Source organism: Actinomadura sediminis (genome assembly GCF_042675525.1).
In the GTDB taxonomy this organism is placed as follows: Bacteria; Actinomycetota; Actinomycetes; order Streptosporangiales; family Streptosporangiaceae; genus Spirillospora; species Spirillospora sediminis.
In genome coordinates this window covers 22014-40030 of the sequence record NZ_JBHTJA010000062.1, presented here as the reverse complement: position 1 = coordinate 40030, position 18017 = coordinate 22014, and the positions used below count along the sequence as shown (strand labels likewise).

At 74.6% G+C, this 18017-nt stretch carries 16 protein-coding genes; 7 read left to right on the top strand and 9 right to left on the bottom strand.

What is annotated here, in order from left to right:
* The coding region (locus ACFQ11_RS25360) for a beta propeller repeat protein (RefSeq protein WP_459077352.1) at positions 1-1585 on the bottom strand (1585 nt) is incomplete at its 3' end.
* Between the two features lie 1412 nt (positions 1586-2997).
* The gene (locus tag ACFQ11_RS25355; protein WP_378302857.1) at positions 2998-3288 is read right to left on the bottom strand and encodes a putative quinol monooxygenase; all 291 of its coding nucleotides are present in this window, start codon (positions 3286-3288) and stop codon (positions 2998-3000) included.
* Between the two features lie 195 nt (positions 3289-3483).
* Between ACFQ11_RS25355 and ACFQ11_RS25350 the strand changes: the two genes are divergently transcribed.
* The 6 genes from ACFQ11_RS25350 to ACFQ11_RS25325 all read left to right on the top strand — a co-directional run bounded on the left by ACFQ11_RS25350 (position 3484) and on the right by ACFQ11_RS25325 (position 11387).
* A complete protein-coding gene (locus ACFQ11_RS25350) occupies positions 3484-4917 on the top strand; it encodes an MFS transporter (RefSeq protein WP_378302855.1) in 1434 nt (477 codons plus the stop codon).
* A gap of 63 nt (positions 4918-4980) precedes the next feature.
* The gene (locus tag ACFQ11_RS25345) at positions 4981-6552 is read left to right on the top strand and encodes an FGGY family carbohydrate kinase (RefSeq protein ID WP_378302853.1); all 1572 of its coding nucleotides are present in this window, start codon (positions 4981-4983) and stop codon (positions 6550-6552) included.
* Positions 6549-8231 carry a glycerol-3-phosphate dehydrogenase/oxidase gene (locus tag ACFQ11_RS25340; RefSeq protein ID WP_378302851.1) on the top strand — a complete coding sequence of 561 codons (1683 nt, stop codon included), beginning with the start codon at positions 6549-6551 and terminating at the stop codon, positions 8229-8231. Before ACFQ11_RS25345 ends, ACFQ11_RS25340 begins: the two co-directional genes overlap by 4 nt.
* A complete protein-coding gene (locus ACFQ11_RS25335; RefSeq protein WP_378302849.1) occupies positions 8228-9778 on the top strand; it encodes an FAD-binding oxidoreductase in 1551 nt (516 codons plus the stop codon). The genes ACFQ11_RS25340 and ACFQ11_RS25335 overlap by 4 nt, the downstream gene beginning before the upstream one ends.
* A 9-nt stretch (positions 9779-9787) precedes the next feature.
* Positions 9788-10402, top strand: coding sequence for a glycerol-3-phosphate responsive antiterminator (locus ACFQ11_RS25330; RefSeq protein WP_378302847.1), 615 nt, complete (start codon positions 9788-9790; stop codon positions 10400-10402).
* Between the two features lie 46 nt (positions 10403-10448).
* The gene (locus tag ACFQ11_RS25325; protein ID WP_378302845.1) at positions 10449-11387 is read left to right on the top strand and encodes a DMT family transporter; all 939 of its coding nucleotides are present in this window, start codon (positions 10449-10451) and stop codon (positions 11385-11387) included.
* Here the strand turns inward: ACFQ11_RS25325 and ACFQ11_RS25320 are convergent.
* The 6 genes from ACFQ11_RS25320 to ACFQ11_RS25295 all read right to left on the bottom strand — a co-directional run bounded on the left by ACFQ11_RS25320 (position 11374) and on the right by ACFQ11_RS25295 (position 16827).
* Positions 11374-12963, bottom strand: a complete 1590-nt coding sequence (locus ACFQ11_RS25320; RefSeq protein ID WP_378302843.1) for a CocE/NonD family hydrolase — start codon at positions 12961-12963, stop codon at positions 11374-11376. The two genes, ACFQ11_RS25325 and ACFQ11_RS25320, sit on opposite strands and share 14 nt — an antisense overlap.
* 80 nt (positions 12964-13043) lie before the next feature.
* Positions 13044-13460 (bottom strand): NUDIX hydrolase, encoded by a 417-nt coding sequence (locus ACFQ11_RS25315; protein ID WP_378302841.1) that lies wholly within the window; start codon positions 13458-13460, stop codon positions 13044-13046.
* A 21-nt stretch (positions 13461-13481) separates the two neighbouring features.
* Positions 13482-14231, bottom strand: coding sequence for an amino acid ABC transporter ATP-binding protein (locus ACFQ11_RS25310; RefSeq protein ID WP_378302839.1), 750 nt, complete (start codon positions 14229-14231; stop codon positions 13482-13484).
* Positions 14228-15115 (bottom strand): amino acid ABC transporter permease, encoded by an 888-nt coding sequence (locus ACFQ11_RS25305; protein ID WP_378302837.1) that lies wholly within the window; start codon positions 15113-15115, stop codon positions 14228-14230. The genes ACFQ11_RS25310 and ACFQ11_RS25305 overlap by 4 nt, the downstream gene beginning before the upstream one ends.
* Positions 15112-15966 carry an ABC transporter substrate-binding protein gene (locus tag ACFQ11_RS25300; RefSeq protein WP_378302835.1) on the bottom strand — a complete coding sequence of 285 codons (855 nt, stop codon included), beginning with the start codon at positions 15964-15966 and terminating at the stop codon, positions 15112-15114. Before ACFQ11_RS25300 ends, ACFQ11_RS25305 begins: the two co-directional genes overlap by 4 nt.
* A 30-nt stretch (positions 15967-15996) precedes the next feature.
* Positions 15997-16827: an SAM hydrolase/SAM-dependent halogenase family protein gene (locus tag ACFQ11_RS25295; protein WP_378302833.1), complete on the bottom strand. Its 831-nt coding sequence runs from the start codon at positions 16825-16827 to the stop codon at positions 15997-15999.
* Positions 16828-16934: 107 nt separating this feature from the next.
* Between ACFQ11_RS25295 and ACFQ11_RS25290 the strand changes: the two genes are divergently transcribed.
* Positions 16935-17573 (top strand): LysR family transcriptional regulator, encoded by a 639-nt coding sequence (locus tag ACFQ11_RS25290; protein ID WP_378302831.1) that lies wholly within the window; start codon positions 16935-16937, stop codon positions 17571-17573.
* Positions 17574-17635: 62 nt separating this feature from the next.
* Here ACFQ11_RS25290 and ACFQ11_RS25285 read toward each other — a convergent pair whose 3' ends face one another.
* Positions 17636-17941, bottom strand: coding sequence for a DUF202 domain-containing protein (locus ACFQ11_RS25285; protein WP_378302829.1), 306 nt, complete (start codon positions 17939-17941; stop codon positions 17636-17638).
* Positions 17942-18017: the final 76 nt, after the last annotated feature.

The window sequence follows — 18017 nt, the reverse complement described above, 5'->3', positions numbered from 1 at the left end:
GGCCGTGGGCCGCGTCGGCGAGTCGCTGCCCGGCCGGGCCGCCGAGCCCGCCGCCGCCCGCGCGCGTCCACGACCCGCCGTCCCGCGTCGTCCACACCGCCGCGTCGCCCGCGCCGCTGCCGATGGCGAGGGTCGTCCCGCCGGCGGAGACCAGCCGGGTCAGGGTCCGGTCGGGGGTGACGGCGCCGGGGACGGCGAGCAGGTCGATGTCGCCGTGCCGCGCGCCGGGCGCCGTGAGGTAGGCGCCGTTGTCCTGCGTGCCCGCCACCAGCACGCCCTTGGGCAGCGCCGCCGCCGTCGCGGCGTCCTTGCCGCCGCCCGTGTCGAGCCGCTCCACCGACTCCCACTTCACTCCGTCGTCGCTGCGCTGCACGGCGAGACGCCCGTCGGTGAGCGGGACCAGCGCCGCCAGGCCCTCGGACGTGCCGTTCAGCGCGGCGAGCCGGTCATAGGTGCGGCGGTCGATGATGCTCGCGCGGGTCCAGCCCACGCCGTCCGCCGACCGGTAGAACACGGCCCGGCGCCGGTCCCCGTCCTTGCCCTCGCGCGCCGCGAAGAACCCGCCGGGCCCGTTCGCCAGCGCCACGACCGGCCCGTACGAGCCGTCCGCCTCGGGCACCTCGGCCCGCGTCCACGCGCCGCCGTCGTCGGCGGACCGCCACAACTCGCCCTTCTCGGTGAGCACCACGACCGCGCCCCCGGTGGCCGCGACGCTCGTCGGCGGCTCCTCGAAAGAGGCGGCGGCGCGCTGCCACGCGACGCCGTCGGCGGACGTCCACAGCGTCTGCTTCCCGTCGTGACCGGTGCCCGCGGCGGCGAAACCGGCCTGCGCGGCGGTGAGGGCGACGACCTCGTCGCCCCGCTGGAACCCCCGCGGGGACGAACGGTGCGCCCACGTCCGCCCGTCGGCGCTCGTCCACACGGCCACGCCCGCCGGGCCCGCGCCGAGCGCCGCCCACGCCTTCCCGGACACCGCGACGACGCGCGGGACGTCGAACGGGCTCGCCCCGCCCTCCGGCCGCACCTCCGCGACGCTCCACTGCTCCGCGCCGTCCGCCGACACGAGGATCTGGCCGCGCGGACGGTCGACCGTCTCGCTCCCGACCGTCACCGCCGTCTCCCCGGCGACCGCGACGCCCGTGATCGCCTGCTCGTGCCCGTCGTAGAGGGCGGGCTGCACCGCGAAGACCCCGCTCGCGTCCGCCGCGCCGCCGGCGCCCGGCCCCGCGCCCACGCCGGGGACGCCGCCGTCCTTCAGCAGGTACGCGACGCCGCCCGCCACGAGGGTGGCGACGGCCGCGACCGCGATCCCCGAGCGCAGACCCGGCCGGAAGACGCGCTGCCCCGCCGGTCCCGGCGGCGTCGGCGTGCTCTGCGGCCGGTCGAACGCGGCGGGCGCCGCCTCCGGCGCCGGTCCGGGAGCCTCGCGCATCCGTGCCCGGTCCCGCGCGGCGGGCTGCGCCTTCGAGCCCAGCCACGGCCCGCTCCCGGGCGCCGGCTGCGGCGCCGTGAACCTCGCGGGCACGGCCTGCTCGCCCGCCCGGACGACCCACTGCGGCCCACCCCCGCCCACCGCCGGATCCACACGCGCGCTCCCCGCGCCCCCCGCACCCGGCGGCGCGGGGACGGGCGTCCCCGGGGCAGGGGCAGGGGCGGGGGAGGGCGCGGTGTGCCCGGTTTCGCGTGTGGGCGCGGTGGGCGTGGCGTGTTCGCCCGTCCGCGCAGCCTGCTGGGGGCCGGTTTCGGATGCTGGCGGATCGACGCGCGTGGTGGTTGCGGCTCCAAGGTCCGGTGGCGCGGAAACGGGCGTCCCCGGGGCGGGGGTGGTGGGCGCGGTGGGCGTGGTGTGTTCGCCTGTCCGTGCTGCCTGCTGGGGGCCGGTTTCGGATGCTGGCGGGTCGACGCGCGTGGTGGTTGCGGCTCCCGCACCCGGTGGCGCGGGGACGGGCGTCCCCGGGGCAGGGGCGGGGGAGGGCGCGGTGTGCCCGGTTTCGCGTGTGGGCACGGTGGGCGCCGCTGGTGTCCCGGGGGCCGGGGGTGTCTCGGCGGCGTGCTCGCTCGCCCGGGCGCCCCGCTGGGGGCCCGTCCCGGACGCCGGCGGGTCCACGCGCGTGGGCGGCGTGCCGTCCCGCTGCGGCGGTGCGGTCGGCGTTCGGTCCGCGACCGGCGCGGGAAGGGGGGCGGCGGGTCGCGCCTGGTGCGGCGGCGTGGGCGGTACGCCTTGCGTGACCTGCGTGGGTGGGGCGGGCGGCTGTGGCGGTGCGGTCGGCGTCCGGTCCGCGGCGGGCGCGTGATGCGGGGGTGCGGGTGGTGCCCCTTGCGCGACCGGTGCGGACAGCGGCGTGGGCGGCGCGGCCGGGTGTGGTGGGGGCGGGGACGCCTGTGCGGCCGGTGGCCCGGTGGCCGGGAGCGGGCTGGGGCGGGTGGGGGACGTGCGCCAGCTCGCCACCAGCTTGTCGTCCTCGGTTCCGTCGGAAACGCGGCCCCAGCTCGGCGGTGGGGCGTCGGAGGGACGCCCGGCGTCATTCGTGCTCACGTTCGCCCCCCTTGCGATGGCACAAAAGCGAAGTGTACGGAAACTCGGTCAAGCGTAGGAAGTGTCCCGTGTTGCCGTGCACGTTTTCGCGGTGACCGATCAGTTACAGGGTCCCGTATCGGTCGGGAAGCGAAGGGGCGAGGCCCGCGTGGGCGGCGTTCCCGGCGGTGGCCGGGCGGGCGGACGCCGTTGTCGCGCCGGGTGCGCCCGACCTCCGTTCCGGTGGCGCGCCCTGCCCGGGAGCGGCGCGAGAGCACGCGGCGTGGGTGCCGTTCCTCGGCGGGAGGGGCGTTGTGATGGGTGTGGCGGAAGTGTCGCGGAGAAAGCCGACGCCCTTTCCGTCCGATTCCCCGGTCGCGGTTCTTGACAGCGCGCGAAATGGCATGTCGCCGGGGACGTGACCCGGGGCTTGGCAGTATGCGGCCCCGCCCGTTCGGACGGGACGACCGGGCGGGGAACGGTCAGCCGAGACGTTCCAGGACGGTGATCTCCCGGGATGCCAGCCGGGCGAGGCAGTCGCCGACGACCAGCTCCTGGAAGTGGGGGCTGGCGCGGTGCGCCGCGAACGCGTCGGCGTCCACGTACTCCTCGAGGATCACGAAGCGGCGCGGGTCCTCGGAGTCCACGTACGCCTGGTAGGAGAGGTTGCCCGGTTCCTCCCGGGACGGCGGGGTCATCCGGCGGACGATGTCGGCGACGGCGCTCTCCTCGCCGTCCCGGGCGGTCCACACGGCTTGCACTATGTAGCTCATGACCTGGCACTTTAAGGGGACGGCCGGAGGAAGCGGGCATCGAGGTGTGTCGGTTGACACACCGGATGTTCACCTCGTAACCTCCGAGCGTTCGACAGGCACAGACGAAGACATCCCTGTCAGTGGTCTTCGTGCTGTGCCTTTTCGTTCTGCCGACCGCTGGCAAGGGCTACCACCCCCTGAAAGGCGGCGGGCATGAACGACGCCCCATCGAGTACGACGGTCATCCGCAACGCGGGTGACGTGGCCGGCCTCATCGACACGCTCAAGGCCCTGCGCGGCCGGACGAACTGGATCTGGTTCCTCGCGCTGGCCGGGCTCTTCCTGGACGCCTACTCCAACGCGGCGCTCGGCGCCGGGCTGTCCACGATGGTCGACCAGCTCGAGCTGTCCCCGACCCAGGTCAGCGTGCTGACCGCGATGGCCCCGGCGATCGCGATCCTGTCCAACCCGTTCGGCGGCTGGCTCGCCGCCCGGATCGGCCGGCTCAAGCCGCTGCTGCTGACCAAGGTCGTGTTCGGGGTCGGCGCGCTGCTGACCGCCGTCGGCTCGGACTTCCTGACGGTCTTCGCCGGCCGCGCCCTCGTCGGGATCGCCTACGGCATCGACTTCGCCGTCGCGATGGCGCTGCTCGCCGAGTACACCCCGGCCAAGCTCAAGGGCAGGCTGAACTTCTGGCAGGGCGTCTGGTACACCGCGACCACGACGAACCTCGCGCTGACGCTGCTGTTCTACTCGTTCGACGTCGGCGCCGACATCTGGCGCTGGTCGGTGGCGTCCTCGGCCGTGTTCGCCCTCGTGCTGCTGGTCGGCCAGCTCACGTTCCTCGTCGAGAGCCCGACGTGGCTCGCCTCCAAGGGACGGCTGACCGAGGCCGCCGCGAACCTCCGCAAGATGTACGGGTTCGACGTGCGGGCCGGCGAGCCGGAGATCGCCGAGGACGGCGGGCCCCGGCGCCAGGTCGGCTTCAAGGACATGGGGGTGCTGTTCCGCGGCCCCTACCTGCCGCGCACCGTCCTCTCCACGATGATCTCCCTGACCCAGGGCATGCAGTACTTCGCCGTCGGCTGGTACCTGCCCGTCATCAGCCTCGAGCTGTTCGGCGAGCAGTTCGAGAAGGCCACCCTCGGCTCGATGATGTTCAACGCGGTCGGCATCGTCGGCGGCTGCCTGTCCGCCTACTTCGGCCGCCGGATGGGCCTGCGGGTCAGCTCGATGGGCGGGTACGCGGTGGTGTTCGCCGCGCTGCTGGTCATGGGCGCCACGTTCAAGGAACTGCCGCTCTTCTTCGCCGCGCTGCTGCCGGTGCTGTTCATCTTCTTCCACTCGGCCGGTCCCGGCCCGAACGGCAAGTCGATCGCCGCGCTGTCGTACCGCAGCGACATCCGCACGCTCGGGACGGGCGTCACCGGGATGCTCGGCAGCTTCGGCTCCGTCGCGGGCCTGTACCTGTTCCCGCAGCTCGAGTCGGGTCTCGGGATCGGCACGAGCCTGATGCTGCTGTCGGCCGTCCCGCTGGTCGGCTTCATCACCTGCCTGGTGATCAAGTGGGAGCCGACCCGCACCACGATCAACCTGGAGGAAGAGGCCGTCGGCCTCGGCCGCCGCCGCCAGACGGTCTCCGTCTGACGCGTCTCGTCCGACCGCGCGCCCGTCCGGCCGCGCGCCCATGTGAGGAAAGGACCTTCGCTGATGATCGGGGCGCTGAGAAATGGGCAACGCCGCCGCGGCGTGCTGAGCATCGATGAGGGCACCACGGGAACCCGTGCCGCCGTCGTCCTCGACGACGGCGGCGCGGCGCCCCCCGCCTACCTGCCCATCTCGGTCAGCTCGCCCGACCACCTGCGGGTGGAGCAGGACGCCGCCGAGATCTGGGCGAACACCGTCGAGGTGTGCCGCCGCGCCCTGGCGTGGGCCGCCGCCGAGAACGTCGAGGTCGTCGGCGTGTCGGTGGCCACGCAGCGCGCGACCGTCCTGCTGTGGGACACCGCCACCGGGGAGCCGCTCAGCCCGGCCGTCGTGTGGCAGGACCGCCGGTACGCCGCGCGGCTGCGCGAGTTCGAACCCGCGTGGGACGACCGGCTCGTCGAACGCACCGGACGTCCCGTCGGCTCCCGCGCGCCGCTGCTGTGGGCCGCCGAGGAGATCGCCCGCGACGGCGCCGCCCGCCGCGCCCACGAGCGGGGACGGCTCGCGTTCGGGTCGGTCGACACGTGGCTGGTGTGGAAGCTGACCGGCGGGGCGCGGCACGTCATGTCCGCGACGAACGCGGTCGCGGCCGGCGCCTACGACCTGCGCACCGGCACCTGGTACGAGCCGTGGGTCGAGTTCCTCGGCTGCCCGCGCGACGTCCTTCCGGAGATCGTCGACGACGACGCCGACCTCGGCGGCACCGACCCGGCGGTGCTCGGCGCGGCGCTGCCGATCCTGTCGGTCATGGGCGACCAGCACGCCGCGATGATCGCGCTCGGCGCGCACCGACCCGGGCAGGCCACCTGCGTGCACGGCACCGGGACGTTCGTGGACGCCGTCGCCGGGGACGCGCCGCCCGCGCACCGCCGCGCCGTCCCGGGGATCCTCACGCTCGTCGGCTGGCGGTCGCGCGGGACGAGCGTGTTCAGCGTGGAGGGTTACGCGTCCACCACCGGCTCGGCGATGCGCTGGCTCTGCGAGGAGATCGGCCTGTTCGAGTCGCCCCGCCACCTCGCCGAACTCGCCCGCGAGCACGACGGCCCGTCGGACGTGCTGTTCGTCCCGGCGCTCGCGGGACTGCGCACCCCGGCGTGGGCGCCCGAGGCCACCGGGATCCTCACCGGGCTCAGCCTGTCCACCACCCGGGCGGCGCTGGCCCGCGGCATCCTCGACGGCTTCGCGCATTCGGTGTGCGACCTGCTCGAAGGCGTCGAGGCGGCCGGGGGCGCGCCCGTCACCGACCTGTTCTGCGGCGGCGGTCTCGCCGCCAGCGACGTCCTGATGGCGAGCCAGGCCGACCTGATCGGACGGCCGGTGCGGCGCGCCCCCGGCAACGAGACCGCGAGCCTGCGCGGCGCCGCCTACCTCGGCGGGGCGAAGGCCGGGCTGTGGCCCGACCTCGCCGCGGCCGCCGCCCTCGAGGACGCCCCCGTCTTCGAGCCGGCGCTGCCCGATTCCCGGCGGGCCGAGGCCCGCGCCGCGTGGCGCGACCTGCTCGCCCGGCACCTCGACCGAGACCGCCACCCGCATCCGTCACGAACCAGCACGTCACCGGAGGAATCGAAGCCGTGATCCGACTGCCCGAACGCAAAGCGAGATCCGAGACGCGGAACGCCATCCGCCGGACCCCGCTGCTCCTCGACCGCGGGAGGCAGGTGGAGCGGCTCGCCGCCCGCCCGGTCGACGTCCTCGTCGTCGGCGGCGGGGTGACCGGCTGCTACACCGCGCTGGACGCCGCCACCCGCGGCCTGTCGGTCGCCCTCGTCGAACGCGACGACTTCGCGTCCGGCACGTCGTCCAAGTCGTCCAAGATGGTGCACGGCGGGCTCCGCTACATCGAGCAGGGCAACCTGCCGCTGGTGCGCCGCTCCCTGCTGGAGCGGCAGCGGTTCCGCCGCAACGCCGCCCACCTGGTGCACCGGCTGCCGTTCGTGTTCCCCGTCCTGACGCAGGACGGCGTGTTCGACCCGCGCGTCGCCAAGGCCTTCGAGGGCCTGCTGTGGACGTACGACCTGGCCGGCGGCTGGCGCATCGGCCGCCTGCACCAGAAGCTGACCGTCCCCGAGGTCCTGACGCGGGCGCCGAAGCTGCGCGCCGACCGGCTCAAGGGCGGGCTGCTCTACTACGACAGCCGCACCGACGACGCGCGGCTCACGCTGACGATCGCGCGGACCGCCGCGCACTTCGGCGCGACCGTCCTGAACGGCGCCGCCTGCACCGGCCTGATCCGCGAGGGCGGGCGGGTGCGCGGCGCGACCGTCGAGGTCGACGGGCGCGCGGTCGAGGTCCGCGCCGGCGTCGTGGTGAACGCGACGGGCGTGTGGTCCGACACCGTGGACGTCCTGTCCGACCCGGCGCACGAGCCGACCGTCCGTCCCGCCAAGGGCGTCCACATCGTGGTGCCGTGGACGCGGCTGCCCATCGACGGCACCGTCACCGTGCCCGTCCCGGGGCGGGCGCGCCGCGCGACCTGCACCCGCTGGGGCGACGTGGTCGTCGTCGGCACCACCGACACCGACTACTCCGGGCCGCTCGACGAGGTGCTGTGCACCAACGAGGAGATGCGTTACCTCCTGGACGGCGCCAACACCGCGTTCGACGCCGACCTCACGCCCGCCGACGTCGTCGGCTCCCTCGCGGGGCTGCGGCCGCTGGTGGGCGCGAAGGACGGCAAGGAGGGCGCGACGCTCGACATGAGCCGCGACCACCGCATCACCACCGACGCGCACGGCATGGTCACCGTCACCGGCGGCAAGCTCACCACCAGCCGCCACATGGGCGAGCTGGTCGTGGACGAGGCGCTCAAGGTGCTCGGCCGCAAGGCCGCCTGCCGCACCGCGAGACTGCCGCTGCTCGGCGCCGCCGGCTACGACGCCGAGGCCACCGCGGCGACCGGCGGGACGGGCGCCCACCTGGGCGAGCGCTACGGCACCGAGGCCCGCTTCGTCGCCGCGCTGTTCGCCGAGGACGCCTCGCTGGCCGAGCCGATCGTCGAGGGCTCGGCCTACCTGCGCGCCGAGGTCGTCTACGCGGCGCGCTGCGAGCTGGCGCGCTCGGTGGACGACGTCCTGTCGCGCCGCACCCGGATGCGGTTGTTCGCCCGCGACCTGTCGGTGAAGGCCGCGCCCGAGGTCGGGCGGCTGCTGCAGCGCGAGCTGGGACTGCCGGACGACGAGGTCGCGCGGCAGGTGCGGGAGTACGTGTCCGGCGTCGACCGGGAGAAGACCGTTCTGATGGAGGAACTTTCATGATCAGCAGGCAGACCGTCACGCACCCCTTCAACCGCGGCGACTACGTCGTCGGCGCGCCCACCCCGCCGCGCTGGGCCGCCGACTGCCCGCCCGGGGACGGCCCGGCCAGCCTGCAGGGCGAGGTCGTCCGCGTGCCGGACGCCGTCGTCGCCGAGCTGCGCGCCGCCGCCGCTGCCGTCCACACCGAGCGCGACGAGGTCGTCCGGCGGACCCGCGACTGGTGGGCGGGCACGTCCATCGGCGAGACCGACGGCGCCCCCGCCACCCCCGACGCCGTGGTCGTCGAGGCCGCCGACGAGGACCAGGTCGCCGCCGTCGTCCGCGTGTGCGCCGCGCACGGGATCCCGCTGACCGTCTCCGCCGGGCGCAGCAACGTGCTCGGGGCCGCGCTGCCGGTCCACGGCGGGGTCGTCCTGGACGTGTGCGCCCTGAACCGCATCGTGGCGTTCGACGCCGAGTCGATGATCGTCGAGGTGCAGGCGGGCATGTTCGGCGACCTGTTCGAGAAGGAGCTGCAGGAGGTGCACGGCGCCACCACCGGCCACTGGCCGTCGGCGTTCGCGATCTCCACGGTCGGCGGCTGGGCCGCCTGCCGCGGCGCCGGGCAGCTCTCCACCCGCTACGGCAAGATCGAGGACATGGTCGTCGGGCTGGACGTCGTCCTGCCCGACGGGTCCACCGCCTCCTACGGCACCTACCCCCGCGCGGCCACCGGCCCCGACCTGCGGCAGCTTTTCATCGGCTCCGAGGGCACCCTCGGCGTCATCACCCGGCTGCGGCTGCGCGTCCACCGCCTCCCCGAGTACGCCAAGGGCCTCGCCTACGGGTTCGCGACGTTCGCCGAGGGACTGGACGCCTGCCGGGAGATCCTCCAGCGCGGCGCCGCCCCCGCCGTCCTGCGCCTGTACGACGCGCACGAGAGCGGCACCCACTTCGGCGAGCCGGACACCAACCTGCTGCTCATCGCCGACGAGGGCGACCCGGCGCTGGTGGACGCCACGATGGCGATCGTCGCGGACGTCTGCGGCGCCGCCGCGTCCGTCACGCTGGACGGCGACGCGGTGTTCGAGCGCTGGCTGGACGAGCGGATGCTCGTCGGCAAGTCCGGCGACGGGTTCACGAAGGGCCCGGGCTTCGTCGCCGACACGTGCGAGATCGCCGCGCCCTGGGCGTCGCTGCCGGCGATCTACACCGAGGTCGTCGAGGCGATCGAGGCGGTGCCCGGCACGCTGCGCGCGTCCGCGCACCAGTCGCACGCCTACACCGACGGCGCCTGCATCTACTTCTCGCTGCGCGGCGACGTCGAACGGTCCCGCCGCCGCGATTGGTACCGGGCCGCGTGGGACGCCGCCAACGACGTCCTCATCCGGCACGGCGCGGCGATCAGCCACCACCACGGCGTCGGCCTGCTCCGCTCCCCGTACATGGAGAGGGCCCTCGGCAGCGGCTTCGGGACGCTCGCCCTGGTCAAGCAGGCCATCGACCCGGCCGGGATCATGAACCCGGGCAAGCTGGGCCTGCCGTCGCGATTTGGGGCGGGTGCGTAGAGTTTGAGGGTGAGTCCGCGCCCGAAACGTCCCGTCGATCGCCGCCTGCTGACCGCGCTGGCGGAGTATCCCGTCATGGCCGCGCTCGTCGGCACGGCGATGGCGGAGCGGTTCACCGCGACGCCGGCCCCGCTCGGGGTCCTCGCCTCGGTCCCGCTGGTCGACCTCCAGGCCACCGTGGCGAAGACCACGGCCGCCGGGAAGATCGTGTTCGTCAACATCGACTCGACTCCCGGTCTCGGCCACGACCCGGGCGCGCTCACCTACCTCAAGGGCATCGGGGCGGTCGCGGTCTGCTCCACCCGCGCCGGGATCGTCGAGCGGGCGAGCGCGCTGGGCCTGCTGGCGATGCAGAAGGTCTTCGTGACGGACCGTTCCAACCTGCACCGCAGCGTCCAGTCCGTCGCCCGCTCGCAGCCCGACCTCGTGCAGCTGATGCCCGCGGTCGTCCTCCCGTACGTCGAGCGCCAGGCGCGGGACCTCGGGGTCCCGTACCTGGCCGCCGGGTTCGTCCAGGGCGCGCCGGACGTCGCCGCCGCCCTCGGCCACGGCGCCGCGGGCGTCTGCACGTCCGACGAGGACCTCTGGGGCCTGCGGCGCGCGGCGCTCCCCGCCGCCCGCTGACGCCTCCCCGGTTCCCCTCCCGCTTCACGAGCCCGAAGGATCGCCCATGCCGTCGGCCCCGCCGACACGCCCGCGCGGCCGCACGCCCGCGCCGTCCGGCCCGTCCGGCCCGTCCGCGCCGCCCGGCGGGGCCGGGCCGATGGCCCTCGCGCCGCCCCTGTTCGTCGTGCTGTGGAGCAGCGCGTTCATCGCCGGCGTGCCGGGCGTGGAGTCGGCGCCGCCGCTGCTGCTCATGTTCGCCCGGTTCGGCCTCGCCGGGCTGCTGCTCGCCGCGTACGCGCTCGCGGTGCGGGCGCCGTGGCCGCGCGGCCGGGCCCTCGCGCACATCGCCGTCACCGGCCTGCTGATCCAGGCCGTCCAGTTCGGCAGCTTCTACACCGCGCTCGACCTCGGCTTCCCCGCGGCGGTCGTCTCCCTCGTGCAGGGCCTCAACCCCGTCGTCGTCGCGTTCGCCGCCCGGTTCCTCGGCGAGACCGTCACCGCCCGCCAGTGGCTCGGCTTCGCGCTCGGCGCCGCCGGCGTCGCCCTCGCCGTCGCCGACCGGCTCGCCCTGTCCGCCGGGGGCGTCATGCTGTGCCTGGCCGGCCTCCTCGGGCTCAGCGCCGGGACCCTCTACCAGAAGCGGTTCGTGCCCGACATGGACGTCCGCTCCGGCACCGCCGCGCAGCTCCTCGCCGCCGCCCCGGTCGTCGGCGTGCTCAGCCTGGTGTTCGAGACGCCGCACGTCTCGGACTGGGCGAAGTTCACCGGCTCGGTCGCCTGGATGGTCCTGGTCAACGCCATCGCCGCGTTCCTGCTGCTCAACACGATGCTGCAGCGGTTCTCCGCGAGCCGCGTCAGCACCCTGTTCTTCCTCACCCCGTCGGTCACCGCCGTCATGGCGTGGCTGCTCATCGGCCAGTTCCTGCACCCCCTGGCCATCGCCGGGCTGGTGCTCGGCGGCGCGGGCGTGCTGCTCGCGAGCCGCCCGGTCAGGACGTCCTGAGCGGCAGGACGATCCGGGACGCGCGGGCCGCGTCGTGGAACACGGTGTGCTCGGCGCGGACCATCGCCGGGTGCCGGTCGAAGCGCGGGAAGTTCGACGACGCGATCTCGACGCGGACGCGGTGGCCCGCGCGGAACGTCTGACTGGTGGCGGCGAGGTCGATCTCGTGCCGCGTCCGGTCGCCGGGGGAGCGGACGATCCCGTCGGCGACGTTCATGGCGCGCCCGTCCGGCCACACGTCCACGAGCTTGGCCGTCCAGTCGGCGCCCGGCGCGGACGTCGCCGCGTGCAGCACCGCCGTGACCGGGCCCGTCACCTCGACGTCGGCGCGCAGGACGGGCGTGGTGAAGCACAGGACGTCCGGGCGTTCCTCGACGGCGCGCTGGTCGCGGGGCCCCACGTTGACCGGGTCGGGCAGCAGCAGCCCGCCGCCGTGCGTCGGCACCGGGTCGCCGGGATCGTGGACGAACGCCGACGGGGGCGCGTCCGTCCCCGGGGGCTCGGGGGAGAGCGTCCTGTCCGCGTGCAGGTAGTAGGGCGTGGGGGCGAAGCCGGGCGGCGGCCACGACCCGGCCTCCCGCCACTCGTTCGCGCCCATCGTGAAGTACCGGACCCGCGGGCCGCCCGTCGATCCGCGCAGGAACGCGATCTGTTCCGGCTCCACCAGCGAGGTCATGGCGGCGGCCGCGTGCCCGAAGTCCAGTTCCCCCACGCCGGACGCCTGCGACAGGTGCGTCCACGGGCCGATGATCAGCCGTCCGCCCGGAATCCTCCGGAAGTTCTCCAGGGTCCCGCGCAGGAAGACGTCGAACCACCCGGCCGTGTGCAGGACCGGCACGCCGATGCGGTCGTGCCGGAGCGTCTCGGCGAGCTCCCGCCAGTAGGCGTCGCGTTCGGGATGGTCCGTCCAGTCTCGCCAGAACGGGAACATCTCCGACACGCCCGGCATGTTGCGGACGGGCGTCGTGCGCAGGGCCTTGTCCGGTTCGGCGAGCGCGCCCAGCAACCGCCCGAACCCGTCGCCCCGTTCCCGCCCGGCCGCGGCGCCGTGCAGCGCGCCCAGCAGTCCCTGGAGCGCACCCCAGTGGAACGCGGATCCGACGGCGAACGCGCCCCCGTGGTACTTCAAGCCGTCGTAGAAGTCGTGCGGGGTCATCGACGCCACGACCGCCTTCAGCCCCTCGGGCCGCTCGGCCGCGAGCTGCAGCGCGCACCCGGCGAGATAGGACGTCCCCGACGCGACGACCTCCCCGTTCGACCACGGCCGCGCCCGGATCCACGCGACCGTGTCGGCGCCGTCGCGCGCCTCGTGCACCCACGGGACGAACTCGCCGTCGCTGCTCCCGCGCCCCCGGCAGTGCTGCAGCACCACCGCCATGCCCGCGTGCAGGAACGCGGTGACCGGCTGCGACCGGAACACCTGCTCGCCGTAGGGGCCGCGCACGAGGACGGTCCGGTGCGGCCCGCCCGACGCCGGACGGTGCACGTCCGCCCGCAGGACGACGCCGTCCCGCATCTCGATCGGCTGGTCGAGCGTCGTCGTGACGGGGACGGGGGGACGGTCGAGCTCGGTCATCGGACGTGCTCCCGGAGCGGGGACGTGGGCGTACCGACGTTAGGCACTTCCGTATTGTCCGTCAACGAAATGCCGAATAATCACGCGCGGGCGAGGAGGCCGTGCTCGGCGGCGAGGTCCAGGGCCGCCCGCGCCGCGGGGGCGAGCAGGCCGCGCTCGTCCGGCCCGACGAACCGGAACTCGTCCACCTCCCCGGACGCCGCCATGGCGCCGCGCCCGTCCGCCGTGAAGCACGCCATCCGGACGCGCGAGAACGCCGGCTGGTCGTGCGCCGGGGCGCGCACCACGCCCAGCTCGCGCAGCGACGCCCGCTCCAGCTCCAGCCCCAGCTCCTCGCGCACCTCGCGGGCCAGCGCCGACCAGTCGCTCTCGCCCGGCTCCCGCTTCCCGCCGGGCAGGTACAGCAGGTCGCGGCCCCGCGACCGGACGGCGAGCAGCCGCCCGTCCACGATCCGCACCCACGCGACGACGTCCAGCTCGGCGATGGAATCAGACATGCCGCCCAGTATCGCGGCCCGTCAGAGCCGCCGGGACTCCAGGACCCGGCTCAGGAACTCGCGGGTCCGCGGCTCGGCCGGATCGGAGAAGATCTGCTCCGCGGTCCCGCGCTCCAGCAGGACGCCGTCGTGCAGGAAGCAGACCGTGTCGGCGATGTCCCGGGCGAACCCCATCTCGTGGGTCGCCAGGATCATCGTCATCCCCGACTCCTTCAGCTCCCGGATGATGCCCATCACCTCGGTGACGAGCTCCGGGTCCAGCGCCGACGTCACCTCGTCGAGCAGCAGCAGGCTCGGCCGTCCCGCCATCGCGCGGATGATCGCCACCCGCTGCTGCTGCCCGCCCGACAGCCGGTCGGGGTACTCGCCGGCCTTGTCGGCCAGGCCGAACCGCTCCAGCAGCTCCCGCGCCCGCTCCTCGGCCTCCCGCCGCTTCCGCCTGTGCACCCGGACGGGCGCCAGCGTGATGTTGTCGAGCACCGACATGTGCGGGAACAGGTTGTACGACTGGAACACCATCCCGATGCGCTTGCGGACGTCGTCGGGATCGGCGTCCGGGTCGGTGATCTCCTCGTCCTCCAGGAAGATCGCCCCGTCGTCGACCGTCTCCAGCACGTTCACGCAGCGCAGCAGCGTCGACTTCCCCGAACCGGACGCGCCGATCAGGCACACCACCTCGTGCCGCGCGACGTCCAGGTCGACGCCGCGCAGCACCGGCTGCGACCGGTAGGTCTTCCAGACGCCCTCGACGCGCAGCAGGGGTCCGCTCATGAGCCGCCTCCGGGGGCGCGGCGGCGTTCCGCGCGCGCCGCGAGATGGTCGGTGAACCGGGCCATCGGCACGGTCAGGGCGACGAACAGCATCGCCGCGGCCAGGTAGGGCGTGTAGTTGAACGTCTCCGCGGAGTGGATCTGCGCCTGCCGCAGCGCCTCCAGCGGGCCGAGCACCGCGATCAGCGCCGTGTCCTTCTGCAGCGACGCGAAGTCGTTCAGCAGCGGCGGGACGACCCGGCGCACCGCCTGCGGCAGCACCACGAACCGCAGCGCCTGCGGCCGGCTCAGCCCCAGCGACCGGGCCGCCGCCTGCTGGCTCGGGTGGATCGAGTCGATCCCCGCCCGGAACACCTCCGCGACGTACGCGCCGTACGACAGGACGAGCGCGAGCCCGCCCAGCACCGCCGGGCTGTCCGGCACGCCCTGCAACTGCAGGGCCGGCAGCCCGAACCCCACGAGGTACACCAGCAGGATCGTCGGGATGCCCCGGAACACGTCCGTGTACGCGGTCGCGAGCGCCCGCAGGGGGAAGAACAGCGGGTTGCGCAGCCCCCGCGCCAGCGCGACCAGCAGCCCCAGCAGCAGGATCAGCGGCTCGGCGATCAGGAAGACCTGGACGTTCAGCCAGAAGCCGCGCAGGACGTCCGGGAGCGCGCCCGTGAACTCGCTCCAGTCGAAGAACGTCTCCTGCACCCGGGACCAGCCCGGCGACGAGACCACGATCCCGGCGACGACCGCGACGAACAGCAGGCTCGACGCGGTCGCGAGCGACGCCGACCGGACGCCCGCGCGGCGCCGCCGCCGCTCGCGCTCCCGCTGCCGCTCGCTCTTCACCCAGGCGGCGGCGCCGCCCGGCGCGCCGCCCTCGGCCGGCGCCTTCACTTCAGCAGCGGCGCGTCGGCCTCGTCCGCCAGCCACTTGTCCTCGAGCTTCTGCAGCTCACCGGACGACTTCAGTGCGCCGACGGCCTTGTTGAGGCAGTTCACCAGGGTGTTGCCGCGCTCCAGCAGCAGCCCGAAGTGCTCGGTGTCGCCGTCGCGGTGCGGCAGCTGCCCGACGATCTTCGAGCCGTCGATCTGCGCGCCGGTGACGTAGAACGCGGTCGGCAGGTCGACGACCAGCAGGTCCACCTGCTCGTTCTTCAGCGCGTTCACCGCGTCGATCTGCGTGTTGAACACCTTCGGCTCGTCGCCGGGCTTGATCTGCTCCTTGACGGCCCGCAGCGAGGTCGTCCCGACCTGCACCGCGATCCGCGCGTCCTTCAGCTCCGCCATCGTCTCGGCGCCCGCGTACTTCGAGTCCCCCAGCGTCACCACGGCCTGCCGGACGGTGTAGTAGCCGTCGCTGAACGTCACGGCCTTCGCCCGCTCCGGGGTCACCGAGATCTGGTTGATGTCGAAGTCGAACTTCTTCGGGCCGGGCGCGTACGCCGAGTCGAACGGCTGGACGATCCAGCTCACCTCGTCCTTCCCGAACCCGAGCTCGCCCGCGACCGCGTACGCCACGGCGCTCTCGAAGCCCTCGCCGTTCGACGGGTCGTCGTTCGAGAACCACGGCTCGAACGCGGGCTTGTCCGTCGCGATCGTGAGCTTGCCGGGCGTCTTGAGGTTCAGGTCCTCCTTGGCGCACGAGGCGGGCGCCTCGGCGGTCGACGTCTCCTCGGGGGCGCAGGCGGTGCCGGCGAGGACGACGGCGGCGAGCCCCGTCAGCAGGGGCAGGTAACGGCGGGACACGGGGGCTCCAAGGGGTTGTTCGGTTGTGATCTAGGCGGCCGGGACGGCCCGGAGGACGACCGACGCCGCGCCGGCGAGACCGAGCGCCTCGGCCGCCGAGCCCTGGTTGACGGCCAGGCCGAGCCAGCCGGACGAGTCGGTCCACAGCAGCGCGTCGCCGGGCGGCACGCTGCCGAACGTCTCGGCGAAGGGTACGCGCGCCGTGCGCTCGGTCCCGTCCGGAACGGTCCAGACGACGTCCAGCGGGGTGCCGGGCTCCGGCGCGCCGAACGCGGCGGCCAGGTCGTCCGGCCGCGCGCCGAGCACCAGGCTGCCGAACCGGTCGGTGTACAGGACCGGGGCGGTCAGTTCCCCGGCGGCCACGGCCGGCGGCGGGACGTCGAGGGGCAGCGGCTCCACGGCCGGGCCGAGATCGGCGACGGCGACGCCCGCGGCGGCGTGCGCGGCGGCGGGGGAGAAGATGTCGCGCCCGTGGAACGACGTCGACACCTCGGGCAGCCGGTACGCCGGGTTCTCCAGCGCGTGCGCCGCGACGACGCCGCCGAGCGCCTCGGCCGCCGGGAGCAGCAGCCCGTTGTCCGGGCCGACCAGGACGTCCCCGCGCCCGGTGGCGATCGCGACGGGCCGCCGCGGCGTCCCCACGCCCGGGTCGACGATCCCGACGTGCACGCCCCGCGGCAGGTACGGCAGCGCCTGCCGCAGCAGCATCGCGCCCTCCCGCACGTCGAACGGCGTGATCTCGTCGCTGAGCACGAGCACGTTCGCGGACGGAACGATGCCGTACATCACGCCCGCGCAGATGGCGGTGTAGGCGGCGCCGAAGTCGGTCGCCAGGCTGATGAACGGACGATGCTCGGGCATGGACACCTCGGGACCTGCGGTGATGACGGAGGGTGAGGTGCAAAAGAGTACCAACCGGTGATCGACCTCGGAACGCCGCACACCGCCCGACCGTGTTATCCCCGGTGATGCGCCCCGAAGCCCTCGATCCCGTGCTGCTCCGCACGTTCGTCACCGTCGCCGACCTCGGCTCCTTCACCGCCGCCGCGGCCGCCGGCGGCTACACCCAGTCGGCCGTGTCCCGGCAGATCGCCGCCCTCGAGGACCTCTGCGGCGTCGAACTGTTCGCGCGGGGCGTGCGCGGCGTCCGCCCGACGCCCGCCGCCGAGCACCTGCTGCCGCACGCCCGCGCCCTGCTCGACCGGCTCGCCGACACCGCCCGCGCCCTCGACGGGCTGCGCCGCCTCGACGCCGGGACCCTCCGGATCGGCGCGTTCCCGACCGCGAACGTCGCGCTCGTCCCGCACGCCCTGGCCCGCCTCCGCGAGGCCCGCCCCGGGGTCCGGGTCGTCCTGCGCGAGGACCTGACCGAGCGGCTGACGCCGATGCTCGACGCGGGCGATCTCGACGTCGCCGTCGTCAGCACGCACAAGGCCCCCGCCCCCGCGGGGGACCTCGTCCGGCTCCTCGACGACGAACTGCTCGCCGCCCTCCCGCACGGGCACCCCCTCGCGGCGCGCCGGCGGGTACCCCCGGGCGGCCTCGCGGACGACCCGTGGATCGTCGCCGACGACCCCGCGGCCGTCGCCGCCCTGCACGCCCGCTAGGCGCCGGCGGGCCATGCCACCAGCGAAGGATTCGCACACGAGGCATGCGGGCGGCGCATGCCTCAGACGGCGAACAGGATTCCGGTGACGGCCAGCAGGATCGTCAGGCCCGTCGTGATCAGGACGGACTCGGCGTCGGCGATCCGCCGCCCGTGCGGCAGCCGCTCCCCGCGCCGCCGCAGGTTCGCCCGCGTCCGCCGCACCTGCAGCGCGGCGGCCCCGCACACGACCGCCGCCGCCGTCGCCGCGCCGGCCGCGGACGGGGCGAGCCGCACGCAGAACAGCCCCGCGACGACCAGCGCGAGCGTCGTCCGCGACCAGGCCAGCGCCGTCCGCTCCGGCTGCGCCCCCCGATCCCAGAGCTTCACGATCGCCCGCGGTGATCGGCGCGCGCCCGGCGGCGGCGCGCGGCGACCGCCGCGCGGCCACGGTCCGCGGGCCGGG